Origin of the sequence: Micromonospora sp. WMMD736 (genome assembly GCF_049179015.1) — a bacterium.
Classification (GTDB): domain Bacteria; phylum Actinomycetota; class Actinomycetes; order Mycobacteriales; family Micromonosporaceae; genus Micromonospora.
Genome location: NZ_JBMHMI010000001.1, coordinates 536,526 through 559,847, shown reverse-complemented (window position 1 = coordinate 559,847; position 23,322 = coordinate 536,526). Strand labels below are relative to the sequence as shown.

At 70.9% G+C, this 23,322-nt stretch carries 22 protein-coding genes; 12 read left to right on the top strand and 10 right to left on the bottom strand.

The annotated features are described in order from the left end of the window. The first annotated feature begins 3 nt into the window (after positions 1 to 3). Positions 4 to 2,046 carry a glycogen debranching N-terminal domain-containing protein gene (locus tag ACN269_RS02305; RefSeq protein WP_421476172.1) on the top strand — a complete coding sequence of 681 codons (2,043 nt, stop codon included), beginning with the start codon at positions 4 to 6 and terminating at the stop codon, positions 2,044 to 2,046. On the opposite strand, the gene ACN269_RS02300 is transcribed toward ACN269_RS02305, so the two are convergent. After that, entirely contained in the window at positions 2,043 to 2,750 is a 708-nt protein-coding gene (locus tag ACN269_RS02300; protein WP_421476170.1) for a helix-turn-helix domain-containing protein, read from the bottom strand. The genes ACN269_RS02305 and ACN269_RS02300 overlap by 4 nt on opposite strands. Positions 2,751 to 2,949: 199 nt before the next feature. On the opposite strand from ACN269_RS02300, the gene ACN269_RS02295 reads away from it, so the two are divergent. The 3 genes from ACN269_RS02295 (at position 2,950) to ACN269_RS02285 (ending at position 5,892) form a co-directional block, all read left to right on the top strand. Beyond that, entirely contained in the window at positions 2,950 to 3,651 is a 702-nt protein-coding gene (locus tag ACN269_RS02295; RefSeq protein ID WP_421470768.1) for a DUF4097 family beta strand repeat-containing protein, read from the top strand. Between the two features lie 27 nt (positions 3,652 to 3,678). Next, entirely contained in the window at positions 3,679 to 4,497 is an 819-nt protein-coding gene (locus tag ACN269_RS02290; protein ID WP_421470767.1) for an alpha/beta fold hydrolase, read from the top strand. Between the two features lie 303 nt (positions 4,498 to 4,800). Then, positions 4,801 to 5,892, top strand: coding sequence for a winged helix DNA-binding domain-containing protein (locus tag ACN269_RS02285; protein ID WP_421470766.1), 1,092 nt, complete (start codon positions 4,801 to 4,803; stop codon positions 5,890 to 5,892). Positions 5,893 to 5,904: 12 nt separating this feature from the next. Here the strand turns inward: ACN269_RS02285 and ACN269_RS02280 are convergent, their stop codons facing one another. After that, positions 5,905 to 6,483, bottom strand: coding sequence for a hypothetical protein (locus tag ACN269_RS02280; protein ID WP_421470765.1), 579 nt, complete (start codon positions 6,481 to 6,483; stop codon positions 5,905 to 5,907). Positions 6,484 to 6,725: 242 nt separating this feature from the next. Here ACN269_RS02280 and ACN269_RS02275 point away from each other — a divergent pair, with 242 nt between their 5' ends. Further along, positions 6,726 to 7,397, top strand: coding sequence for a DUF4396 domain-containing protein (locus tag ACN269_RS02275; RefSeq protein ID WP_421470764.1), 672 nt, complete (start codon positions 6,726 to 6,728; stop codon positions 7,395 to 7,397). Positions 7,398 to 7,461: 64 nt separating this feature from the next. Here the strand turns inward: ACN269_RS02275 and ACN269_RS02270 are convergent, their stop codons facing one another. Then, positions 7,462 to 8,376: an SDR family NAD(P)-dependent oxidoreductase gene (locus tag ACN269_RS02270; RefSeq protein ID WP_421470763.1), complete on the bottom strand. Its 915-nt coding sequence runs from the start codon at positions 8,374 to 8,376 to the stop codon at positions 7,462 to 7,464. A 100-nt stretch (positions 8,377 to 8,476) separates the two neighbouring features. On the opposite strand from ACN269_RS02270, the gene ACN269_RS02265 reads away from it, so the two are divergent. The 3 genes from ACN269_RS02265 (at position 8,477) to ACN269_RS02255 (ending at position 10,899) form a co-directional block, all read left to right on the top strand. Beyond that, on the top strand, positions 8,477 to 9,142 hold the full coding sequence (locus ACN269_RS02265; protein ID WP_421470762.1) for a TetR family transcriptional regulator: 666 nt from the start codon (positions 8,477 to 8,479) through the stop codon (positions 9,140 to 9,142). A gap of 71 nt (positions 9,143 to 9,213) precedes the next feature. Further along, positions 9,214 to 10,098: a S41 family peptidase gene (locus ACN269_RS02260; RefSeq protein WP_421470761.1), complete on the top strand. Its 885-nt coding sequence runs from the start codon at positions 9,214 to 9,216 to the stop codon at positions 10,096 to 10,098. Between the two features lie 27 nt (positions 10,099 to 10,125). Further along, positions 10,126 to 10,899 (top strand): alpha/beta hydrolase, encoded by a 774-nt coding sequence (locus ACN269_RS02255; RefSeq protein ID WP_421470760.1) that lies wholly within the window; start codon positions 10,126 to 10,128, stop codon positions 10,897 to 10,899. 94 nt (positions 10,900 to 10,993) lie between these two features. On the opposite strand, the gene ACN269_RS02250 is transcribed toward ACN269_RS02255, so the two are convergent. From ACN269_RS02250 to ACN269_RS02235, 4 genes are all read right to left on the bottom strand, one after another. Next, positions 10,994 to 12,316: a hypothetical protein gene (locus tag ACN269_RS02250; RefSeq protein WP_421470759.1), complete on the bottom strand. Its 1,323-nt coding sequence runs from the start codon at positions 12,314 to 12,316 to the stop codon at positions 10,994 to 10,996. A 53-nt stretch (positions 12,317 to 12,369) separates the two neighbouring features. Then, positions 12,370 to 13,032 carry a GlsB/YeaQ/YmgE family stress response membrane protein gene (locus ACN269_RS02245; RefSeq protein ID WP_421470758.1) on the bottom strand — a complete coding sequence of 221 codons (663 nt, stop codon included), beginning with the start codon at positions 13,030 to 13,032 and terminating at the stop codon, positions 12,370 to 12,372. Positions 13,033 to 13,200: 168 nt separating this feature from the next. Continuing rightward, entirely contained in the window at positions 13,201 to 14,139 is a 939-nt protein-coding gene (locus ACN269_RS02240; protein WP_421470757.1) for a hypothetical protein, read from the bottom strand. Next, positions 14,100 to 14,498: a hypothetical protein gene (locus tag ACN269_RS02235; RefSeq protein ID WP_421470756.1), complete on the bottom strand. Its 399-nt coding sequence runs from the start codon at positions 14,496 to 14,498 to the stop codon at positions 14,100 to 14,102. Before ACN269_RS02235 ends, ACN269_RS02240 begins: the two co-directional genes overlap by 40 nt. A gap of 73 nt (positions 14,499 to 14,571) precedes the next feature. On the opposite strand from ACN269_RS02235, the gene ACN269_RS02230 reads away from it, so the two are divergent. After that, on the top strand, positions 14,572 to 17,370 hold the full coding sequence (locus ACN269_RS02230) for a CHAT domain-containing protein (RefSeq protein ID WP_421470755.1): 2,799 nt from the start codon (positions 14,572 to 14,574) through the stop codon (positions 17,368 to 17,370). A gap of 2 nt (positions 17,371 to 17,372) precedes the next feature. Here ACN269_RS02230 and ACN269_RS02225 read toward each other — a convergent pair whose 3' ends face one another. Further along, on the bottom strand, positions 17,373 to 18,482 hold the full coding sequence (locus ACN269_RS02225) for a tetratricopeptide repeat protein (RefSeq protein ID WP_421470754.1): 1,110 nt from the start codon (positions 18,480 to 18,482) through the stop codon (positions 17,373 to 17,375). 602 nt (positions 18,483 to 19,084) lie between these two features. Between ACN269_RS02225 and ACN269_RS02220 the strand changes: the two genes are divergently transcribed. The 3 genes from ACN269_RS02220 to ACN269_RS02210 are packed head-to-tail and all read left to right on the top strand — an operon-like array spanning position 19,085 to position 21,943. Next, entirely contained in the window at positions 19,085 to 19,306 is a 222-nt protein-coding gene (locus ACN269_RS02220) for a hypothetical protein (protein ID WP_421470753.1), read from the top strand. Between the two features lie 7 nt (positions 19,307 to 19,313). Beyond that, positions 19,314 to 19,871 (top strand): DUF6879 family protein, encoded by a 558-nt coding sequence (locus tag ACN269_RS02215; protein WP_421470752.1) that lies wholly within the window; start codon positions 19,314 to 19,316, stop codon positions 19,869 to 19,871. After that, entirely contained in the window at positions 19,868 to 21,943 is a 2,076-nt protein-coding gene (locus ACN269_RS02210; protein ID WP_421470751.1) for an ATP-binding protein, read from the top strand. The genes ACN269_RS02215 and ACN269_RS02210 overlap by 4 nt, the downstream gene beginning before the upstream one ends. 11 nt (positions 21,944 to 21,954) lie before the next feature. On the opposite strand, the gene ACN269_RS02205 is transcribed toward ACN269_RS02210, so the two are convergent. Together ACN269_RS02205 and ACN269_RS02200 are read right to left on the bottom strand one after the other, a co-directional pair. Further along, complete coding sequence (locus tag ACN269_RS02205) at positions 21,955 to 23,100, bottom strand: helix-turn-helix domain-containing protein (protein ID WP_421470750.1); 1,146 nt, start codon at positions 23,098 to 23,100, stop codon at positions 21,955 to 21,957. Continuing rightward, complete coding sequence (locus tag ACN269_RS02200) at positions 23,087 to 23,248, bottom strand: hypothetical protein (protein WP_421470749.1); 162 nt, start codon at positions 23,246 to 23,248, stop codon at positions 23,087 to 23,089. The genes ACN269_RS02205 and ACN269_RS02200 overlap by 14 nt, the downstream gene beginning before the upstream one ends. Positions 23,249 to 23,322: the final 74 nt, after the last annotated feature.

The following is a 23,322-nucleotide window of genomic DNA, read 5'->3' as shown; positions in this document are numbered from 1 at the left end:
GACATCCCGGGCACGGTGTCGTGCATCGACGGCAACACCTTCATCGTGTCGGACGCCAGTGGCGACGTGGAGTCCTCGCCCGCCACACCGGTGGGGCTGTTCGCCGCCGACACGCGCTTCCTGTCCCGCTGGGTGCTCACCGTCAACGGCGAACGGTTGGCCGCCCTGTCGGTGGACGACAGCCAGTACTACGAGGTCACGTTCTTCGTGGTGCCGGGCGGGGCTGTCGACTACGTGGAGGCGGACGTGTCCGCGATCCGGCGGCGACGCATCGGCCCGGACCTGACCGAGACCCTGACGATCTTCAACTACGGCCAGAGCATGGTCGACCTCGACGTACGACTGGAGGTGGAGGCGGACTTCGCCGACATCTTCGAGATCAAGTTCGACATCCAGGACAAGGCGGGCAGCTACTACACCGACGTCGAGCCGAACGAGTTGCGGGTGGGCTATCGGCGCGGGACGTACCGGCGTGAGGTCGTCGTGTCGACGAGCGAGTCGGCCACCATCGACGCGCGCGGCCTGCGGTTCGCGGTGCGGCTGCGACCCGGGGAGCAGTGGGACACCCGGTTGCGGGTGGTCATGCGGGCGCTGCGACCGGACGGCGTCGACCTGCGCGCCGCCCTGCGGGCCCAGCGCCCGAGCGAGTCGACGTTGCCGGACAGCGTGCGCGAGTGGGTGGCGCAGGCGCCGACGCTGGATACCGAGAGCGCCACCCTCCAACAGGTGTACCACCGCAGCCTGGTGGACCTCGCGGCGCTGCGCTTCGCGCCGCTGTCGCTCAGCGGCGCTGCCGTACCCGCGGCCGGGCTGCCCTGGTTCATGACCCTGTTCGGTCGCGACAGCCTGCTGACCTGCCTACAGACCCTGCCCGTCACACCGTCGTTGGCCCCGCCGACACTGCGGATCCTCGGTTCGCTCCAGGGTGCCCGGACCGACGACGTGCTGGAGGAGGATCCCGGCCGGATCCTGCACGAGCTGCGCTACGGGGAGTCGGCCGCGTTCGAGGAGCAGCCGCACTCCCCCTACTACGGGACGGTCGACGCGTCGCCGCTGTTCGTGGTGTTGCTCGACGAGTACGAGCGGTGGAGCGGCGACACCGCGTTGGTGATGGAGTTGGAGCAGGAGGCCCGCGCGGCCTTGAACTGGATCGACGCGTACGCGGACCTGACCTCGACCGGCTACGTCTGGTACCAACGCCGCAACCGGGCCACCGGCCTGGACAACCAGTGCTGGAAGGACTCCTGGGACAGCATCTCCTACGCCGACGGCCGGCTGCCCGGGTTCCCGAGGGCAACGTGCGAGGTCCAGGGGTACGCCTACGACGCCAAGCTCCGCGGGGCTCGGCTGGCGCGTGCCTTCTGGGGCGACCCGGCCTACGCCGAGCGGCTGGAACGGGAGGCGGCGGCGCTGTACGAGCGCTTCAACCGGGACTTCTGGCTGGAGGACCGCGGCTACTACGCCCTCGCGCTCGACCACGACGGCACGCCCGTGGACAGCCTCTCCTCGAACATCGGGCATCTGCTGTGGAGTGGCATCGTGGCGCCCGACCGGGCCGCACGGGTGGTCGAGCACCTGATGGGTCCGGCGCTCTTCTCGGGCTGGGGCGTGCGGACCTTCGCCGCCGGGCAGAGCCGCTACAACCCACTCGGCTACCACAACGGCACCGTCTGGCCGTTCGACAACTCGTTCATCGCGTGGGGCCTGCGCCGTTACGGGTTCCCCACCGAGGCGGGCCGGATCGCCGAGGGCATCCTGTCGGCGGCGACCTACTTCCAGGGGCGGCTGCCCGAGGCGTTCGGCGGCTTCGACCGCAGCACCACCCGGTACCCGGTCCGGTATCCCACCGCCGGCAGTCCGCAGGCGTGGTCCAGCGGAGCGCCGATGCTGCTGCTGCGCACCCTGCTCGGCCTCGACCCGCACGAGGAACACCTGGCGGTGAATCCCGCGCTGCCGTCCGCCTTCGACCGGATCGCGCTCTTGGACATCCCCGGACGCTGGGGACGCGTCGACGCGTACGCCCGGCACCGCCCGGACCGGAACTAGTTCGTGTGCAGGACGGCGCGGGCCTGTTCGGCGGCACGGGTGATGCTCTCGCTCATGAAGTCGAGGAAGCGGGCGACGTTCTCCAGGCGGGCGGCGGCCGGGGTGTGCGGGCCGAGGACGGCGACGCCCTGGCGTGCCGTCGCGGAGAGCTGGTCGTTCGCCCGGGCGCTGGCGATCGTCGCCTGGTAGAACAGTTCGGTGTCGACGACGTAGCGGTCACGGCGGCGCTCGTCGCGCTCCCGGCGCACGAGGCTCTGACCCTCCAGGAAGCTGATCGCCTTGGAGATGGACGCCGGGCTGACGTGCAGGCGCCGGGCCAGCTCCGCCGCGGTGAGGCTGCCCGTGTCGGTGGTGAACAGGCAGGTCAGCACCCGGGCCCCCATCTTGTTCAGGCCGGATGCCATGAGGACGGTGGTGAACACCTCCTCGTACTCGGCGACGGCCTCGGCATCGCGGCCGTGCGGCTGCGGGACCGACTCACCGGTCCGGGTGGCGGCGGGCGTGCGCCGGCGGGCGCGGCGTTCGGTGGCACGGTGGGCGAGGTCGGCGCGGTAGCCGTTCGGGCCGCCGTTGCGCAGCACCTCGCGGGTGACGGTCGAGGTCGGACGGTCGAGACGCCGGGCGATCTCGGCGTACGGGAGGCTGTCGGCCAAGCCCGACGCGATCTGCTGACGTTCCTGCTGGGTGAGCCTGCCTCCCGGCACGGTGGTCTCCTCGGTGATGGTCATCCTGCGCGACCCCGCCACCATAGCGTTCACCGTCAGTCTATTGCAATGACGCCACCCACCATCGTTGCTTTATCAGCAGGATCGTTGCAACTCTTTTAGGCGCTTGAGCAGCCATTACTCGTTTTTAATGCAACTTGTTTGTTGCCTTGATTTTGAAAGCAACGTAGCGTTTCCGATGTCAGAAAGACCGGAACGAGCATCGGAGAACGCCGTGCAGAGCTTCGCCACCCCCGCCCCCATCGCCGCCGTCCTGGACATCCCCGCCGGGCGCGTCCAGGTCATCGCCGCCGACCGCGCCGACACCACCGTCGAGGTCCGGCCCGCCGACGCCGGCCGCAGCGGCGACATCCGGGCCGCCGAGCAGACCACCATCGGGTACGCCGACGGCGTCCTGCGGGTCACCACCGCGCCCCCCGCCAACCAACTCCTGGGCGCCACCGGCTCGCTGGAGGTCACCGTCCAACTGCCCACCGACTCGCGGGTCGAGGTCAGGGCCGCCAGCGCCGAGCTGCGCGGCGTGGGCCGCCTCGGCGACGTCACCGTGGACGGCGCGTACCGCCACATCAAGGTCGACGAGGCGGCGAGCATGCGCCTCACCGCGGTCGACGGCACCGTCGAGGTCGGTCGGCTCAACGGCCCCGCCGAGATCAGCACCACGCGGGGCGACATCCTCGTCGCGCAGGCAACGCGCGGCCGGGTCGTGCTGCGTACCCAGTCCGGCGACATCTCGGTCGCCGCCGCCAGCGGCGTCTCGGCCGCCCTGGACGCCGGCACCACGCACGGGCGGGTCAGCAACGCCCTGGTCAACCACGGCAGCGCCGACCTCGACATCCACGCCACCACCGCGCGCGGCGACATCACCGCCCGCAGCCTCTGATACCCCAACCCCACAAGGAGTACGACCGTGACGACGCCCAACCCCTCCCCCACCCCTTCGCTGTGGACCGGCATGGTGCCGGTCGACGACACCGCCCTGGCCGTCACCGACACCGGCGGCACCGGCGTGCCGGTGCTCTACCTCAACGGCCAGTTCGCCACCCAGGGGTACTGGCGGCAGGTCCTCGCCGACCTGGGCACCCGATGGCGGCACATCACCTACGACGAGCGGGCGCGCGGCAGGAAGTCGGGACGCTCGGCGGACTACTCCTTCGAGGCGGCCGTGCGGGACGTCGACGCCGTCCTCGCGGCCCGGGGCGTCCAGCGGGCTCTGCTCGTCGGCTGGTCGTACGGGGCCGTCGTCGCCGCCCACTGGGCTCACCGCAACCCCGACCGCACCATCGGCGCGGTGCTGGTCGACGGCGCGTACCCGCACGACTGGCTGGACGACGCCATGGAGCAGCGGATCCGCAAGCTGTTCCGGCGCATGGGCTGGTTCACGCCGCTGCTGCGGCCGACCGGCCTGACCCCGCGCATGAGCGCCGACCAGCAGGCGGAGAGCAACATCGAGCTGGGCCGGCTCTCCCGGGAACGCGAACTGGGTCCGGTGCTGGACGGCATCACCGTCCCGGTGCGGTACGTGGTCGCCTCGGGAACGTCCCTCGGCAGCAAGGGCGACGAGCAGGAACGCATCCGGGCCAGCCTCGACGCGGTGACCGCGCGCAACCCGAACATCCGAGTCTACGCAAAGGTCGCCAGCAACCACGGCGCCATCCTCAAGAAGGACTTCGCGACCGTCGCCCAGGCCGTACGCGAGGTCGCCGCCCTCGACGGCACGGACCGCTGACACACCGACCCGCCGACGCCCCGGAGCATGGTGGCCGGAGCGTCGGCGGCCCTACCGACCATCGCAGGCCACGGACGTAGGTCGAATTCGAGGCGCGCCCGCGCAGCAGCCACGCCCCCGCGCCGGGCACCACCGTGCCGCCCGCCGATGACCACTCGTTAGATCCGTAGTGCCCCAGAGGTTTCCTGCTGCCGCGAGGAAGTGTGATTCATGCGTCGACGCCTGGCCGCGCTGTTGAGCCAAGGGTTGCTCGCGGTGAATCGAGCGGCGTCTGGCCCGCCGGGCCACCACTAAGGTGCACTCATGGTCGATCGTCGCCAGGTGATGACGTTCCGCGCCCGCGCGCAGCAGCTGGACCGCGACACGGGCACGCTCGCCGACACCGCCGTCCTGGACATCGGCGTGCAGAACACCGGACCGGACGGCGCCCGCTGGGCCCTGGCCGTCCGTGGCGTCGACGTGACCGCCCTGTCCGACGCCGACGTGGTCCTGCTGTGGACGGTACGAGGTGCTCCGCACCTCTATCGCCGGGCCGACGTCGGGCACGTCGTGGCCGCCGTCGAGCCGTTCTCCGACGCCGACGCCGGCAAGCGCGTCTACGACGCGGCGAAGCCGTTGAAGGCCGCCGGCATCGGCAACCTCGCCGCCCTCGACGAGGTGGCCGCCGGCATGCGGGCGATCGTCACCGGCCCGACGGTCAAGGGGGACGTCTCCGGCCGTTTGGCGACCATGCTGCCCGAGCCGTACCTGCGGTTCTGCCGGCCGTGCGACGCCACGCACCTCTACGAGATGCCCTTCCGGCTGGCCGCCGCGCGGGCCGGTCTGGAGTTGCAGCTCGACACCTCACCTCCGGTGCTGCGGCGCATCACCGGGTTCCGCAAGGCGTCCGCCCCTGGTGACCGGTTCGACCTCGTCCGCGCGTACCTTCGGCTGCTCGGCCCGGCCACTCCGAAACAGGTGGCCGACTATCTCGACGCCCCGGTCAAGGACGTGAAGGCCCGCTGGCCCGACGATGTGGTCGACGTGACGGTCGACGGCGAGACACGCTCGCTGCTGGCCGCCGACGAGGAGGCCCTGACGTCGGCCGAGGTCCGCGCGACCCGCCTGCTCGGCCCGTTCGACCTGTTCCTTCAGGCGAAGGACCGCGCGACGCTCGCACCGGACGCCGCCCGGGTCAAGGAGCTGTGGCCGGTGCTGGGTCGGCCCGGCGCGGTCCTCGTCGACGGCGAGATCGTCGGCACCTGGCGTCCCCGCAAGTCCGGCAGGGCGTTCACGGTCGCGGTCCAGCCCTGGGGCAAAATGTCGGCCGGCACGCGCGACGCCATCGCCGTGCAGGCCGAACACCTCGCCACGCACCGCCGCGCCACGCTCGCCGCCGTCGACTTCAGCAGCTGACGCCCCGGACCGTCAGCGGGGCGCCCGCGTACGCCGGTAGTAGGACCACCCGGCCAGCGGCAACGCGATCGCCCAGGCCAGGAGCAGCGGAAGGCCGATCAGGACACCCGTCGGGGTGAAGATGTCCTGCTCGCTGGTTTCGGAGAGGTCGGCGGCGAACTGCCAGGGCAGGGTCACCGCGTAGCCGATCATAAGGGCGGAGCCCAGCACCGTCGGCGTGAGCGGCACCCACGGCGGCACCCGGCGGCCGCGCAACCACGGCACCCACCGCGGAAAGGTACGCCCCCAGTCGCTGATCAGACCGAGCGCCAGCACTCCCCCGAGCGCGGCGAGGACGCACAGCAGGCCCAGGTAGAACGCGCCCGCCGGCAGGCCGAGGAACCCGTCGACGGGATGATCCCCGACGCCCGGCCCGCGACCGTGGTACCACTCCTCGAACGGTTCGGCGTGTGCGAACAGCGGAATGCCGAGGATCCAGGGGACGTGCAGCGGGATGAAGCCCAGCACGGGCGCGATCCACGCCACGTGACCGGCTCGGCGCGCCCACGCCGGTGGTGGCTGCGATGCTTCGGCGCTCTGGTTCACGGTCATCACTCCGCATCGATGCGGTGGCTTCTTCTTCTCCCACGCTGCGCTGCCGGCGTGCCCGGCGGATCCCCGCGCAGAGTGAGCCGAATCCCCCGTGACCGGGGGCGCGGCCCGCGCGACGAGAGCCCCGATCCACCGGTACGGGTGGGTGCGAGATGGGAGACTGTGAGCTGCCGTCGGCAGTCAGTTGACCCCCTTCACGTTCCGCCGCGAAGCGCCGAGGCGTCGGTTGGAAGGGGCCGAGAATGCAGCCGACCTGGCTCTCGACGCTCGCCTGGGTCTCGCTCGCGGTCGGTGTCGTCAGCTTCGTGATCGTCCTCGTCGACACCTACGTCTACGGGCACCGTCAGCCAGCCAGGGTCATGGAGATCGTCTGGCTGGTCACCGTGCTGTACGTCGGCCCGGTGGCCGTCCGCCTCTACTGGAACTGGGGTAGGCCCGAGTCGCTCGCGCCTCCGCCGCAGAGGGATCGGCCCCACCGCGGCACCATCGTGACCCAGGTGTCCCGCTGTGGCGCGCACTGCGCTCTCGGCTTCGTCGTCGCCGAGGTCGCCCTGTACGGATTCGACCTTCCCCGCAGCGCGCTGTGGATCGACTACGTCGGCGACTACCTGATGGCGGTGACGATCGCTGTTCTCTTCCGGCTATTCGAGGGCCCTCGTCGCAGCCTCGCGCAGGTCTGGCGCGCGCTGGCGACCGTCGTGAAGGTGGAACTGGTGACCATCACCGCGTTCGAGGTGGCACTGTTCGCGTGGCTGACGCTGGCGCACCACATGGTCTTCCCGGAACCGCACCTGCGGCTCGACAACCCCACGTTCTGGTTCGCCGGCCAGATCGGGTTGATCGCCGGTTTCATCACGGCCTGGCCTGCGGCGTCGTGGCAGCTCGGCCGAGGAACGAGCGTCACGGCACGCTGACGTCGCCAGGGCAGAGACCCGAGGACTGGCGTGCCGCGACGAGCTCACCTGCCGTTCGACACGGTCAGGCTGCGGCGGCCGACCGGCCGACCGGAAACCGCACACCGGTGAGGTCTTCCGAGACGGCCCAGAGGCGTTGCTGCACGGCCAGGTCGTACGACTCAGGGCTCGACGTGACCAACTTCGGGTTGCCGCGCACCTCGCCCAGGCCGTCGGGGCCGTAGTACTGCCCGCCGAGGACGGACGGGTCGGTGGCGGCGCGCAGGCTGGGCAGAGCGCCCGCCGCGGCGGGCTGGGTGAGTACCGGGGCGAGCACGGTGAGCGGCACGCGGACGAACGCCGGGGAGTTGCGCGCCAGTTCGGTGTCGGAGACGCCGGGGTGCGCGGCCACCGCGACGGTGGTGCCGTGTGGGGCGAGCCGGCGCTGCAACTCGTAGGTGAACATCAGGTTGGCGAGCTTCGACTGGCCGTAGGCGGCGACCCGGTTGTACGACCGTTCCCACTGCAGGTCGTCGAATCCGATGGCGGCGCGGATGCGGTGCCCGACGCTGCTGACCGTGACCACCCGGGAGCCGGGCACCGGCAGCAGCAGGTCGAGCAGCAGGCCGGTGAACGCGAAGTGGCCCAGGTGGTTGGTGCCGAACTGCATCTCGAAGCCGTCGCGGGTGGTCTGCTTCGGCGTGTACATGACGCCGGCGTTGTTGATCAGCAGGTCGATCCGGGGATGGCTGGCGCGCAGCCCGGCGGCGGCGGCGCGCACCGAATCCAGCGAGGTCAGATCCAGTTCCTGTACGGAGACGTCGCCGCTCATCCGGGCGGCGGCGCGCTTGCCCTTCTCGGTGTCGCGCACGGCCAGCACGACCGAGGCCCCCCGCTCGGCGAGGAGTCGGGCGGTTTCGAAGCCCAGGCCGGTGTTGGCACCGGTGATCACGGCCACCCGGCCGTCCTGGCGCGGAATCTGCTGCTCGGTCCACTTCATCTCAGGCTCCCAAGGTACCGCCGGTAAGTTATGTCGGGAACGCTAATGTACCGGCGGTACCCTGTCAAGGGACCGCCGGTACCTAAGTTAGGGTTGACGCATGACCTTCCAACGGGCGCGCAGCGAGGAGCAGCGCGCGGTCCGTCGCCAGGCGATCCTGGAGACGACCTCGGCAATGCTCGACGAGATGCCGGTGGCCGACGTGACCCTCAACGAGCTGAGCCGGCGGGTCGGCCTGGCCAAGACAGCGGTGCTGCGCTATTTCGAGTCCCGCGAGGCGGTACTGCTCGACCTCCTGGACGACCGGACGACCACGTGGCTGGCCGAACTGGACCAGGAACTGGCCCAGGGCATCGACCCGAGCGGGTCCGCACCGGAGCGGGCCGAGCAGGTGGCCGACGTGCTCAGTCGATCGCTCGCCGCCCAGACGGTGCTCTGCGATCTCTTCGGCGCGCAGGGTGGGGTGCTCGAACACAACGTCTCGGTCGAGGCGGCCCGCCGACACAAGCGGGCGTCACTGGCCAACCTCGCGGTGATGGCCGGCCTCATCCGGCGGCACCTGCCCGAGGTCGGCGACCGCGCCGACCTCTTCTGCCTTCAGGTCCTCCTCGTGGCCGGCGCGTTCTCCGCCTACAGCACGCCGCCGCCGAGCCTGCTCGCCGTCTACGAGTCCGAGCCGGCGCTCGCGATCTACCACATCGACCCGCCGACAGCCCTGCGCATCGCGATCATCACGCAGCTCGTGGGCATCCTGCCGCGCCCCTGAGCCCGTGCGGAACCTGGTCCGGCGCGAAACCCGCTCGCCAACGACCGGCCCGCCGTCTATCGTGGCCCGCCGTGCTGTCCAACGAAGAGATCATCAGACGGGCCCTGGATCGGATCGAGGCAGGGTACGTCTTTCCGGCGAAGGTCGCGGACATCGACGCCACGATCCGGCGTCGCCTCGCGGCCGGTGAGTACGACGACCTGGACGGGCCTGCACTCTGCGCGGCGGTGACCGCTCACCTGCAGCAGGCGTGCCCGGACAAGCATCTGCGGCTGCTGTGGTCGGAGCAGCCACAGTCGCTGGATCCCGCCGACGAGGACGGGGGCAAGGCGGCGTTCCTCGCGCTGCTCCGGACGGAGAACCAGGGCATCCGCCGGGTCGAGCAGGTGGACGCCACCGTCGGGCTCATCGACGTGCGGCGCATCGCGTACGCCGACGAGGGGGCCAGCGCCATCGGCGCGGCCATGCAGCTGGTCGCCCTCAGCTCGGCGCTCATCCTGGACCTGCGCGCGTGCTCCGGCGGAGCGCCGGAGGGAGCCGCGATGTGGTGCAGCTACTTCTTCCGCGACGACCAGGTGCACCTCAACGACTTCTACGAGCGGTCCACCGGCGCCACCCGACAGTTCTGGACCGCCGCGCACCTTCCCGCGCCGCGCTACCTGGACCGTCCGGTCTTCGTGCTCACCAGCGCGTCGACGTTCTCCGGGGGTGAGGACGTCGCGTACACCCTCCAGGCGCACGGTCGGGCCGTCGTCATCGGGGAGACGACCCGGGGCGGCGCGCATCCGACGGACCGTCACGCGGTCACCGAGCACATCCTGGTGACGGTCCCGACCGCCCGGACCATCAACAGCGTCACCGGCACCAACTGGGAGGGCGTCGGAGTGGTTCCCGACGTACCCGTGCCGGCCGACCAGGCGCTCGACGCGGCGCTCAGGGCCATCGCGGACGCCTAGGGCATGCGGCCGAGATCGGATGCCGTCATGCCGGGGACCTGTCGTAGCTCCTCGACCTCGTACCAAGCCGCCGATGGCAGCGAGCTGCCTCTGCTGGTCTTCGAGCCGGCCGAGGGCACACCGCCACGCGCCGGCATCGTCCTCTTCCACGGCGGTGCCCTGCGCCGCGGATCGCCCGACGGCCTCGCCCCGCACTGCCGGGCACTCGCGTCGCGGGGAATCCTCGCGGTGTCGGCCGGGTACCGGCTGCTCGACCGGGGCGCGACCAGCATCGACGACTGCCTCGCCGACGTCCGGCGCGCGGTCGCGCGGTTCGGCCGGCTGGCCGCGTCGTGCGGGCTCGACGCGTCGCGACTGGCCTCGGGCGGCAGCTCGGCCGGCGCTCACCTGGCGATGCTGGCGGCCCTGGCGCCGTCCCGCACGACACCGGAGCCCGGCGTCACGGCCGTGGTCGCCCTCAACCCGGCGGGACTCGACCTGGGTGTCCTCCCGCCCGAGGCGCAGCGCCGCCTGGAACGGCAGGTTGGCCTCGACGCGGGCCGGCTGATCGAGTATTCGCTGATCGAGTGGGTCCGGCCGGGCAGTCCGCCGACGCAGATCCACCACGGCACCCGCGACGAGGTCGAGCCGGTCGACTCCGCGCGACGCTTCCGCGACGCGATGACGCGCGCGGGCAACGAGTGCGCCCTCCTGGAGTACGAGGACGCCACACACGGGTTCCACTACCCCGGCGACGGTGGGCACTTCGACGACGTCATCGACGCCACGACGCTGTTCCTCGACCCGACGACGATGCCCTGAGCCCACAGGAGAGCGAAGCGATCACTCGGGCGAGTGGTCCCTTCGTCCGTGGCGAACGGGCACCGCCGCGAAGCCGGGCCGTGGGCGTCGTCGGTCAGCAGTTGCGCAGGCAGCGCACGAAAAGGTGTTGGTGGCCGTCGCCCGGGTCGACTCCCAGGTCCGTCGCGTTGGACCTGAAGACGATCCGGCTCCCGTTGGCCGAGGTGACGCCGTCGAAGCTCTCGCCGTTGCCGGTCGCCCCGGCGGCGGTGGTGCTCACCGCCGTCGTCCGGCCGGTGTTGAGGTCCCGTACGAAGACGTCGCTCAAGAGGCCGTTGCCGTCGCGTGGAGCCAGGTCAGAGGCCCAGGAGTAGAAGGACACGTAACGACCGCCGGCGGCCAGTTGGCCGGACATGCTGTGGTTGTCGCCGGCGTCCGTGCCTGCGCGGTTGGCACTGACCAGGACGGTGGTGTCGGCGATCAGGTCACGGACGTAGATGTCGGTGGCCGTGTTGGTGTCCGCCGCCACGTACGGCCCGTACGACTCCCACGACACCTTCGTGCCGTCCTTGCTGATGCTCGGGTTCACCCCGCCGGGGGACCCGCCCTCGCCGGTGGCGGGCAGGTCGGCCCGGACCGTCGCACCGGACGAGAGGTCGTGGACGAAGATGCCGGTGCTCGTCCCGCCGTCACCGACCCAGCCGCCGGACCCGCTGAACACCACCCGCCGCCCGTTGCCCGACACGACGGCCTCGTACACCGAGAGATCCGAGCCGCCGTCGGCCTGCACCGTGACCCGGGTGGTCCTGCCGAGCACCGAGTCGTGCACATACGCCACCTGCCCGTAGAGCCAGCGACCCTGGTCGTCCAGGTCGCCGCTGTAGGAGGTGACGATGAAAGTGGTGAAACGACCGTTGTCGGAGATGGTGGCACCGCTGCTGATGCCCCGGATCTGCCGCCCGCCCGCGAACGTGCTGACCCGGGTCGTGGACGCGGTCTCGCGGTCGTGCACGAAGACGTCACGCTCGTTGTTGGTGTCACCGGGCACGAGGTTCGACGCGTACGACGTGAAGGCCACGTACCGGCCGTTGCCGGAGATCGCCGCCGTGTACTCGATCCCGTCGTTGGCCGGCTGACCGTTCAGGCCGCCGCTGACCAGGGTGGTGACACCGGTCTGCGTGTCGCGGACGAAGACGTCCGCGCTGTCGTTGGTGTCGCCCGGAACGAGATTGTCCGAGGTGGAGGCGAAGGCGACGTACCGGCCGTCGTCGGAGATGTCGGAGCCACCGACACCGCCGTTGCCAGGGGTGCCGTCGGGTGCCACATCGACCTGAGTGAGCGCCCCGGCCTCGGCCGCCGAGGCGGGCACGGGCATCAGGAGCATCGTGGTCACGCCGGTGACCGCCACGAGAGCACGGACCGTCCGAAGGGTACGCATGGACGCAGAGCCTAGCGAGGCGACACCGTCCGTGATGCCCCGCGACGGCACGGTCACGACTCGCGCTTGGCCTTCGCGCGCCGGGGCCGCCGACGAGGGGTGTCGTCGCCGCCGGCCAGCCGAGTGAAGGTCAGCATGTTCGCCAACGCGACGGCGACGATCGCGAGGCCGACCTGGATCGCGAGCACGATCCAGTCCCAGCGCAACACCCACACCTTCACGCCGGCGTCGTCGTCGACGTGCAGCGCCTTGGCGACCACGGTGCCGAGCACCGCCGAGCCGACACCGAGAACGAACGTGGCGAAGATGCCGATCCGCTGCCGCCCCGGCAGGATGAGCCGGCCGAGCAGGCCGACCAGTGCGCCGATGAGCACCGCGCCGAGATAACCGGTTACCAACATTGCTGTCTTCTCCCCTTCCCGCAGTACCGGGATACATGCCCGGATCTCACGTTCGCGGAAACCCCGGCCCGATCGGGGCCGCGGGGATGTCACCTGCTCCACCAGCCTCGCGGGGCGTACACGATCAGGGACGAACCAGCGCGGCAGAGCCTGGACTCCGGCCACGTCGACCCGACCGACGGCTACTACGTCTTCTTCGACTCGCATGACATCGACGACGATCGGTCCGACCACGCCGAACTGGTCCAGTTGATCGAGTTCCTCGGTCTGGAACAGGTCGGCCTCGCGGTGATCCGCTAGGACCTGGCGAGACACCTGCCGCTTCTGCCGTCGGTGGTGGAGGCGGTTCGGTCACTGGGTGAGGCCGACCAGTGTCGCCAGCCGGCATCAGGTCGGCGGCGTAGGGAACCCTGCTCGACGATCCTCCCGTTCCGCCATCTGACGACGGAGACCCGTCCCGACCGCCGGCAGCTGACCCGGAACTCACCGGTCCTTGCGCAGCAGGAGGGTCACCGCCTCGCCGTCGGCCGGGCCGAAGGTGCCATCGATGGGATGTCCCAGCGCGGCACCGAGGGTGCGCGCGTGCAGGTCGACCACCGCCTCCACCAGGTCGGCCAGCACGGACACCGTGCCACGGCCCTGTCGCCAGCCCGCCACGCACAGCCCGAGGCCGACGATCGCCGCGGGCCACCACAGCAGGCCGAGCACCACATACAGCAGCCCCCAGCCCACCCGTCGGGCGGCGGCGGCGAAGTCGGCCTGTGCGAGGGCGAGCGGTCCCCTGGTCTCCTCGGGCAGCAGCAACCACAGCCGGGGCCAGGCGGCGGCCAGGTCCAGGCCGTAGCAGGCCCGCACCCGTACCGCGGTGGCCTGCATCCGGTCACCGATCCAGGTCGGGCGGTCCGGCTCGGTCACCGCGATGCGGTCGCAGGCGCGGGCGAGCGCCTGGGTGTCCGGCAGTGGTCCGGCGTCGCCGTCGGCGGAGCGCAACCGGCGTGCCTTGTCCCGAAGGGCGTTTTCGTAGCGGTCCATGGCGGTGTTCCATCGGCGTCGCCGTCGGCGGGTCAACGCGTCGCCGACCCGGCCCCAGTGCTGGGTCCACAGGGCCACGACCAGGCGCTCCAGGCTCTGCGCGGCCATCGCGGCGACGACACCGCCCAGCACGACACCGAGGACGATCAGCAGGGCAGACCCGGTGCTCCGGGCCGGTGCTCCGAGGGCGAGGCGGTCCACCTCCTGCCGCAGCAGCCGCAGGTCCCACCAGTGGGTGTGGCCGAGTCGCACCGCCACGGCGACCATCGCCACGAACACCACACCGGGCAGCGCCAGTCCGGCGAGCCACCGCTCTGCCAGCTTCCCGCCGAGCGAGGCGATGAGCGCGTTCACCGGTCCATCCGGAACGTCGACAGTGGGCAGTCCCACACGGCGCAGTGTGGCGCTTCGGCGTCCGGCCGGGGGATCTCGACCCGGTCGCACAGGTCCCCGGGGCACACCTGGACGACCTCGGGGCGGCGGCCGTGGATGCCGGCCAACGGCAGGTAACGATCTCCCCGGACGGTGGTGTCACCTCCGACCAGGCCACCGACACGCATCAACTCGGTCACCTCGGCGAGCACCGCGTCCACGCCCTGGTCGGTCAGTGACCGATCCCGCAGTCGCGTCAGGGCGCGGGCCGGTTCCGGCCCGAGCAGGTCGCCCACCTGCGCGATGTCCGCGCAGACCCGGGCCAGTCGAGCCGCCCGGTCGTCGTCGAGTCGCCTGTCCGGCGCCGATTGGCTCATCGGCTGATTATCTCCTGTCGATGTGGCGCACGGCTGGCAGGCTGGGGAGCATCCGCGACGGGAAGGTGCGCCGATGGGTCGCAATACGAGGGACGCCGTGAACGACTGGCGTCGTGTCGCGGCCGGCCAGCGGCGCGGCGACCGGCGCTGGGCCGAGGCCCAGGTGGAGCTGGGGGCCGCGCTGCTCGACCGCTATCACGCGGACCGGGCGCGGCAGGACCTGATCGAGGCCACCGTCGTGCTGGAGGCCGCGATCCGCACGATGGCCGACTCCTTTCTGGCCGAAGAGTTGGGTACGACGCACGGTCTGCTCGCGCTGGTCACGTACACCGATGTGCTGTTGGCCAGGGCCCGGATCGAGGGTGAGCCGCAACTCCTGGACGTCGCCGAGCAGTATCTGCAGTTCGCGGAGGACGCCTCGGCCGACCTGGGCAACAGCGCGATGCTGATGCTCAAGAAGTGCCAGGTCTACCGGGTCCGGCACGACTTCGACGGCTCGGTCGACACGCTCTACCGGCTCACCGCCATCGCCAAGATGGCCGAGAACTGGATCAGCGAGGAGAACCGGGCCGCGCTGCGGGGCATCCACGCGGAGGCGCTGTTACGCGCCTACCAGCTCACCGGTGTGGAGGACTACGTCGACGAGGCGCTGGACCTGCTGTCGTCGGTGGACACCGTCGGGCCCAACCAGGACCAGATCGTCATGCTGCGCGCCCGGTGCCTGCTGGCCAGGGCGGCCGGGACCACCCACACCGCCGATGTCGAACGGGCCGTCGCGGTGCTGCGGGACCACACCCCGCAGAGCATCGACGCGCGTTTCCTGCTCGGTCAGACGCTGCTCACCCTTGTCGACCGCACCGGCCGGGCCGACCTGCTCGGCCAGGCCTGGGAGGAGTTCGCCGGCGCGTTGACCACCGTCGGAGAGCGCCATCCGCATCATCGGATGGCGCTCGCCAGCCTGTCCACCGTCGGCATGAAGACGCACCGGCTGACGGGCGACGTCTCCGCCCTGGAGACGGCGATCGGCCTGCTGCGCCGGGCGCTCGCGCTGTCCGTACGCGGGGAGCCCAACCACGCCTTGTACCTGGACCAGTTGGGCTACAGCCTGCGGCTGCTCTACGACGCCACCGGGGAGCCCGCCTACCTGGAAGAGTCGCTCGTCCTGCTGCGCCAGGCGCTGGAGTCCCTGCCCCCGCGCCATCCGCAGCGCGTCGAGACCGGCTTGTCCATCGCCCAGGCGTTGCGGGCGACCTACCTGCGTACCAGTGAGAAGACCCTGCTCACCGAGGCGGCCGAACGGGCGCTCGCCGCCGGCCGCATCGAGTCCGGCGCCGTACCGGTCCGGATCCAGGCCTTCGACAAGGCGGCCTACTCGCTGACCACGCTGGACCGGTGGGAGGAGGCGGCGGATGCCTTCGAGGAGGCCATCGCGCTGCTGCCCCGGTTGGCGTCGCGGGGGCGTACCCGACACGACCAGTACGCCGACCTCGGCTCGACGGCCGGGCTGGCGGCGACTGCCGCCTCCTGCGCGATCGGCGCGGGGCAGCCGGAGCGGGCCTTGGAGCTGCTGGAGCGTGGCCGGGGCCTGCTGCTGCACCAACGGTTGACGGCGGATGGCGAGTGGGCGGCGCTGCAACGCGTCGACGGGCGTCTGGCGGCCGACTTCCAGCGGATGCGCCGGGACTTCGAAGCGCCCGCCCCCGAATCGCCCCGACCCACCACCTTCGGCCGGGACCGGGAGACCGAGTGGAACGTGCTGCTGGCCACGATCCGGGAGCTGCCCGGCCTGGGTGACTTCCTGCGTACGCCCAGCGCCCGGCAACTCCTCGACCAGGTCGACGGGACCGTGGTCGTGCCGATCGTGAGCGGGTTGCGCTGCGACGCGCTCATCCTGAGGCAGCACCGAGTGACGGTGCTCCCGCTGCCGGACCTGTCGCTGGCCGACGCGGTGACGCAGCTGCGGCTGCTCCAGGAGGCCACCACCACGGCGCCCGATCCGACGGCGGACGCACGGAGCCGCCTGCGCGCCCAGTCGGTGCTCACCGGCGTACTCGAATGGTTGTGGTCTGCCCTCGTCGGGCCGGTGCTGGAGCGGATCGACGCGCCCGGGACCGGCGGCGAGCTGCCGCGCGTCTGGTGGTGTCCGGTGGGTCCGCTGGCGTTCTTTCCCCTGCACGCCGCGCAGGCCGGTGCCGCCGGGGCCGCCCTCGACCGGGTGGTCTCCTCCTACACCCCGACCGTGACCGCGCTCGCCCGCAAACGCACCGGGTCGCGCCAGCCCCGGCCGGACGCCCGGTCCTGCGTGGTGGCGATGCGCGCCACCCCCGGCGGCCCGGCCGGCCTGCCCAGCGCGGAACGTGAGGCCGCGTCGGCGGCGCGGGCGCTGCCCGGAGCGTGGACCGGGCTGGACGCGCAGGCCACCCGCGACCAGGTCCTGGACCGGTTGGCCGACTCGGCGTACGCGCACTTCGCGTGCCACGCGGTGGCTGATCCGCACGATCCGGCGCAGGGCCGGCTGCTCGTGCACGACCACCAGGACAACCCGCTCACCGTCGCCGACGTGTCCCGGCTTGACCTGGACGCGGAGTTCGCGTTCCTGTCGGCCTGCGCGACCACCCAGGCCCCGCCGACCCTCGTCGACGAGTCGCTGCACATCACCGGCGCGTTCCAGCTCGCCGGGTTCCGGAACGTCATCGGCACCCTGTGGGAGGTCGACGACGCGATCTCCCTCGACCTGACCACCGCCTTTTACGCGCACGGCGACCCGACCGGGTCGGCGGCGTACGCGCTGCACTCGGCCGTACGGGGGCTGCGGGACCGCTACCCCCTCGCGCCGACGCTGTGGGCCGCGCACGTCCACAACGGAGGCTGAGATCAGCGGGTACGCAGGACCAGCGCCCGGGCCCGCTCCGTGTCGGGATGACCCGGGCCGTGTACGCGTTCGCACCCGGCCAGCGCGGCCCGCGCCACACCGCCCGCCCGCCGGTCACCCGCCTCGATCAGCAGTTGGGCGAAGAGCGTCCGCATCTCCAGGGTGCCGGGATGGTCGACGCCCCGGCCCCGTTCACTGTCCGGCAGCGTGTCGGCCAGCAGCCGGATCGCCTCGGCCCGCCGCCCCGTCCCGGCGAGCGCTCTGGCCAGGGAGTGCCGGGCGTGCAGACGTACCCCGTCGGTGGTGCCGAGCACGCGCCCGGCGTCGTCGGCGAGCGCCCGGGCCGCCTCGACCGCCTCGGCCGCCCGGCCGGCGTCGAGCAGGACGACCAGCAGGTTGCTGCGCGCCTGGAGCGTCACCGGGTTGGTGGGCCCCAACGTCCTGGTCATCCGCCGGACCACGTCCCGCATCGCCCGCTCGGCCTGCCGGCTGTCGCCCCGCAGGTGTTGCAGGCTGGCCAGTTTCATCTGGCAGGCCAGGGTGTCCGCGTCGTCCCTGCCCAGCGTCCGCGCCATACCGTCGGCGACCCGCCGCAGCAGCGGCTCGGCCTCGTCCATCCGACGCAGCTCGATCAGCAACCAGCCCAGGTTGTTGCCACTGCGCAACGTCTCGGCGTCGTCGTCACCCAGCACCCGACGGCGCGCCTCGTAGACGTCCCGCTGCACCGGTTCCGCCTCGGCGTGCGCGCCGAGCTGCCAGAGCGCGAAGCCCAGGCTGTGCTTGCTGCGCAGGGTGTCGGGATGCTCCGGCCCGAGCGCCGAACTGCGCAACCCGACGATCTGCTGATAGACGGCCACGGCCTCGGCGATGTCGTTAGTGCGCATCAACTCCTGCGCGTACCGGGTGCCCGCCGCCAACGTCCGCGGGTCGGTCGCGCCGTACTGGTCGTGGAAGGCGTGATACTGCAACCCGAAGGCCGTCGGACCGCCGATCGTCTCGCTGATCGAGCGGCCGTCATGGTTGAGAGTGATCTCGATGACCGGGACGGTCGACTCCGTTTCGCGCGGCGGCTCGTCGTCGCGTTTGCGGCTGCGGTTGAACCATCTGCCCACTGCGCGCACCTCCCCCGGCCGCACGACCCGTCAGGAACAGGAGACCACATGCGCGGGCGGCTCGCCGACCCCGAGATTCGCGTCCCGCGCGGGTGCCGGCTGGGTGACCGTCGCCGTGTCGCGGTGCCCGAGGCAAGGTGCGATTGAGGCTGATGACTCTGAGGCATCACAATGCCGCTGAGTCATCAGCCTCATCGGAGTACCCGCCGGCACGCCCTGGTGCGACCGACCCGCCGACCAGGCGTGTCGTCACCGCCGCGCAGCACCCACACCCGCACGCCGGGCGAAGGCATCGATGCGAGCACCCGCACAACTTCACCGAAACTGCTGCCTCGGGCGCGCGGGAGACAGCAGTTTCCCTGATGTTGCGCGGATCTTGAGGCCGATCAGCTCGGCGGGGCGTACCGATTCAGCGGGTGAGGCCGACCAGCGTCGCCAGTCGCGCCACGCCGGCCGGCGCCGGCCGCGCCCGCGCACAATCGGCGATGAGGGTACGCGCCAACGGGCCAGACGCACGGTATCGACTTGTTGGGCCACTACGCTGCGCACTACTCTCCTGACCGACAGCACTTGCCAGCCGTCCGTCTCTGGTGGAGGTCACGATGAAGTTGACCAAGCTCTACAAGGATCCTGGCTCGGGTGGCAACGGGTGCCCGACGGTCTACCTCGGAGAGAGCGGGGAGCTTGTCGTTCAGGGGAGCCTCATCGACGAGGACACCGTCAGCGAGCTGGAGAACGTTCTTCCTGGCGAGGGCGCGGTGCGGATTCCCGCCGAGGTCCTGCTCGGTGCCATCGAGCGCTACCGCCAGTCCGAGCAGCGGTGATCGAGCGTTGACCCGGTCGTTCACGTCCCTGGATGACGACGAGTTCAACCAACTGTTTCGCGACTTCCGTTACACGGCATACCGGCTGGAGACGCTTCAGCGATACGACGTGTCGTACGAGCAGGACGAGTTCGCGCGGTTCCTTGCGGGTGAGACCCGAGGCGAGTTTCCGGGGATCGCGGCTTGGTGCGAGACCGTGCGGGCGGCGGTGTCGGCGGGCAAGCGTATGCACCGGGTCCATGTCGTCTCCGAGCCGCTGTCGGATTACGTGCGGTTCGAGTGCGGTTGGGCCTACGAGCACACCGTTGAGGCAGGCGAGGACGTCCGCCTCATCGTGGTCTCCGGCGACGACTGGCCGGCCGCGTTACCGCACTATGACTACTGGTTGTTCGACTCGGCACGGCTGGTGGCCATGTACTACGACGACGAAGGGCGCTTCGTATCCGGGGAGTTGATCAGCGAGCCGGAGCAGATCGTGCAGGCCAATCTGTGGCGTGACGCGGCCGTCGCGGCATCGGTCCCCTACCGGAAGATCACAGACCAGCTCCAGACCAAGACCCCATGACCGGTCGCTCGTCGTCGGCGTGGCAGCGAGGAGGTCTACAGCCGCCACGTCAGCTTCCCCTCAATGCGACCGGCTTCGTCAACCGTGAGCAGACCCTCACCCGCCTTGACGCGGCACTGCCGACCGATGGGAACCACGCGGCTGCGGGCTTCCCGACCGCGGCTGCCATCGCGGGCGCCCCCGGTGTTGGCAAGACAGCTCTGGCCGTGCACTGGGCCCACCGAGTACGCAGATGGTTCACCGACGGTGACCTCTACGTCGACATGCGCGGCTACGGTCCTGGGCCAGCCCTCGATGTCGGCCAGGCACTGGACACGTTCCTCCGCGCTCTGCACGTACCGGCCGAGCAGATCCCCACGGACACTGACGGACGTGCCGCCCTGTTCAGGTCCGTCCTGAACGGCAAGCGCGTCCTGATCGTGGTGGACAATGTGTCCACCGTCGGTCAAGTCCGGCCGCTACTCCCGGCCACACCGACCTGCATGGCGATCGTCACCAGCCGCAGCCGACTTTCCGGCCTTGTGGCACGGGAAGGAGCGTCGCGGATGACCTTGGACGTTCTGTCTCCGGACGAGGCAATCGCGCTGCTCAGCGACAACATCGGCGGCGGTCGGGTCAGCGCAGAGCCGCAGGCCGCCGCCGAACTTGCTCGCCGCTGCGCCTACCTCCCCCTCGCTCTGCGGATCATCGGGGAGCGCATCGCCAACTCTCCCCATGTCACCCTCTCGGAGTTCGTCGCGGACCTCGCCCTGGCCGAGCATCAGCTTGACGCCCTCGCGGTCGACGATGACGAGCTTTCCGACGTACGCGCGGTGTTCTCGTGGTCCTACCAGACGTTGCCCGACGACACGGCACGGTTCTTTCGACTACTCGGCTTACACGCCGGCTCCGACATCTCAGCGGCGGCAGCGGCGGCCCTCGCTGGCCTGAGTCTGCCCCGAGCCCGCAGTCTGCTCGACCAGCTCACCGCCGCGCACCTCGTGCAGAACCCTGCCCGCGACCGGTACCTGTTCCACGATCTCCTCCGCGCCTACGCGCTGGAACGAGCACAGGCCGAGGAGACGCCCGAGCAGCAGCGCCAATCGCGCCGCCGCGTCTACTCCTGGTACCTCCTCATGGCCGAGGAGGGCCGCAAGGTCATCCTCCCGTACTCGCATGCCGTCGCTCTACCTCCGGGCGAACCTGGCGTCACCCTCGCTCCTCCACGCACGGTGGCCGAGGCGATGGCATGGTTCGAGCATGAGCGGCTGAACCTTCTGGACACCATCCGGCAGGCCGACGATCTGGGAGAACTCGACATCGCCTGGCAACTGCCGGTGGTCAGTGACGGTTTCTTCGAACTGAAGTCGTACTGGGCCGACTGGCGCGACATCCACCTCACCGGCCTACGCGCGGCACGCTCGGCAGGATCGCGTCTCGGCGAAGCCGCCAACCTCCGCTGCCTCGGCGACGCCTACTGGCGCTCGGGGGAGCGCGACGCCGCGCTCGACTGCTACCAGCAAGGCGTCGCCGCGAGCCGTGAGGTCGACGACCACTGGGTGGAAGGATTTTGTCTTCGCGGCCTGGGCCTCATCCACGAGGAGCTTGGGCAGACCGACAAAGCCATGGAACTTTACAGCCAGGCGCGGGAGGTCTTCCGCCGCAATGGCATCACCCGAGGTGAGGGCATGTCGTTGCTCAGCCTCGGCAACGGGCACCGCGCACGAGGACACCTCGACACGGCCATCGCCCACTACCAGGAAGCCGTCGCCATCCTCGGCAGCATCGACGATCACTGGAGCGTCGCTTGGGCCTCCTATCCCCTCGGCCTGGCATATCAGCAGCTCGGACGACTCGACGAGGCCCTGGAACGGCACACGCACGCCCTTGAGCTGTTCCGCAGGTTCGACGACCGACGCTGCGAAGGACTCACGCTGGCCGCCCTCGGCGACACCCACCACGCCGCCGGCCAGCACGAAGACGCGCAACGCTGCTGGCTACAGGCACTACAGATCCTCGATCCCCTCGGAGATCCACATGCCGGTGCCGTTCGTGGCCTTCTCGCGCGGACCGGCAGCGACGGACACGCCTAGCAGCACTCCCCTCATCGGGTGAGGCCGACCAGAGTCGCCAGACGCGCCACGCCGGCCGGCGCCGGCTGTGCGCGAGCAACGTCGGCGATGAGAGTACGCGTCAGAGGCCGGCACCGAACCTCAGCCGGCGCGACACTGTCCGCGTCCACAAGCGCCCGCGCCGCCCCGCGCAGGTCACCCATGTGCAGGTACGCCCGCGCGACATCCACCAGGTACGCGCCCCGATGCTCGGCCGGCAACCTCTGCCACCCCTCCCGCCGCACCACGATCGAGTGCCGGCGTAGCGCCTCGACGGCATTGTCCCGCGAGGCCTCCAGCAGCACCCGTACCAGCTCGACGGGCGTCCGCCCGAAGCTGGTGTGATGCTGGTCGTCGTACCCCCGAAGGTTTCTGGCGACCCCCGCGGCCCGGTCGGTCAGCTCGTCGGCGCGGTGGTGCTCGCCGCAGCCGGCTGCGGCGAGGGCAGCCTGGAGCAGCAGCGTGCCGCCCACGGCCCACTCCCCCGCCGACCGCTGCGGCCCGATGCGGTGCGCGGCGGCGAGCGCCGCGGTCAAGGCCAGGCGGTCGCGGCCCGACGCGCGTAGGGCCTGGGCAACCGCGATTGCCGCCGTCGCTGCGAGGCACGGATCGTCGGCGGCGGTGCCGATCGCCCGGTCGGCGGCCAGCCAGGCGAGGTCGGCCTCACCGAGCTTGACCAACAGCAGAGCGGTGATCCGATACGCCTGCACCAGCACCTCCGGCGACCGCGCACCCTGGGCAGCGTCGAGCAGACCCGGCACCACACGCAGCAGCTCCGGGTAGTGCGCGTGCTGGTAGGTCAACCAGGCGTGCCCGACCTGCCGCCTCAGCTCGTGCAGGTGTGGTGGGGTCGGCGGGGTGTCGTAGCGGGCGAGCGCGGCTCTGATGTCGTCCACCCCGGGCGGAGTGCTCGTCGGGGTGCTGGGTGGCTGGCCGAGCAGCACCTCCGGGTCGACCCGCAGGACGCGGGAGAGCTCCTGGATCACCGAGTACCGGTCCAGGGGTCGGACGCCGCGCTCGATTTTGTCCACCCAGCTCTTCGACCTGCGTAGCCGATCGGCCAGCATCTGCTGGGTCATCGACCGCCGCACCCGCCAACCGGCCACCCGTCGTCCGATGGGGAGGTCATCGCTGCTCACGCCGCCACCGCCGGTCCGGGACCGCGCGGGTCGTGTCGTCCACGGGTACGCGTTCCGCCTCGGCCTGGGCCAGGATGCGCTGCTTGGCAGCCTCCTGCTCGGCCGCTTCAGCCTGTTCACCCTTGCTCGGTTGCCTATCGCTGCCCATCTCCACCTCCGTCAAACGGGGCGGGACACTGAGCCTCTGCCGCCACCCGGGAACTCCCTGCAACCAGGCAAGCG

What these genes read in the sequence shown, in the direction of transcription:
- ACN269_RS02295 (WP_421470768.1), top strand. Translation starts at nt 2,950, where the DNA reads ATGTCAGAAAGACCGGAACGAGCATCGGAGAACGCCGTGCAGAGCTTC.
- ACN269_RS02285 (WP_421470766.1), top strand. Translation starts at nt 4,801, where the DNA reads ATGGTCGATCGTCGCCAGGTGATGACGTTCCGCGCCCGCGCGCAGCAG.
- ACN269_RS02280 (WP_421470765.1), bottom strand. Translation starts at nt 6,483, where the DNA reads ATGACCGTGAACCAGAGCGCCGAAGCATCGCAGCCACCACCGGCGTGG.
- ACN269_RS02275 (WP_421470764.1), top strand. Translation starts at nt 6,726, where the DNA reads ATGCAGCCGACCTGGCTCTCGACGCTCGCCTGGGTCTCGCTCGCGGTC.
- ACN269_RS02270 (WP_421470763.1), bottom strand. Translation starts at nt 8,376, where the DNA reads ATGAAGTGGACCGAGCAGCAGATTCCGCGCCAGGACGGCCGGGTGGCC.
- ACN269_RS02265 (WP_421470762.1), top strand. Translation starts at nt 8,477, where the DNA reads ATGACCTTCCAACGGGCGCGCAGCGAGGAGCAGCGCGCGGTCCGTCGC.
- ACN269_RS02255 (WP_421470760.1), top strand. Translation starts at nt 10,126, where the DNA reads ATGCCGGGGACCTGTCGTAGCTCCTCGACCTCGTACCAAGCCGCCGAT.
- ACN269_RS02250 (WP_421470759.1), bottom strand. Translation starts at nt 12,316, where the DNA reads ATGCGTACCCTTCGGACGGTCCGTGCTCTCGTGGCGGTCACCGGCGTG.
- ACN269_RS02235 (WP_421470756.1), bottom strand. Translation starts at nt 14,498, where the DNA reads ATGAGCCAATCGGCGCCGGACAGGCGACTCGACGACGACCGGGCGGCT.
- ACN269_RS02230 (WP_421470755.1), top strand. Translation starts at nt 14,572, where the DNA reads ATGGGTCGCAATACGAGGGACGCCGTGAACGACTGGCGTCGTGTCGCG.
- ACN269_RS02220 (WP_421470753.1), top strand. Translation starts at nt 19,085, where the DNA reads ATGAAGTTGACCAAGCTCTACAAGGATCCTGGCTCGGGTGGCAACGGG.
- ACN269_RS02210 (WP_421470751.1), top strand. Translation starts at nt 19,868, where the DNA reads ATGACCGGTCGCTCGTCGTCGGCGTGGCAGCGAGGAGGTCTACAGCCG.
- ACN269_RS02200 (WP_421470749.1), bottom strand. Translation starts at nt 23,248, where the DNA reads ATGGGCAGCGATAGGCAACCGAGCAAGGGTGAACAGGCTGAAGCGGCC.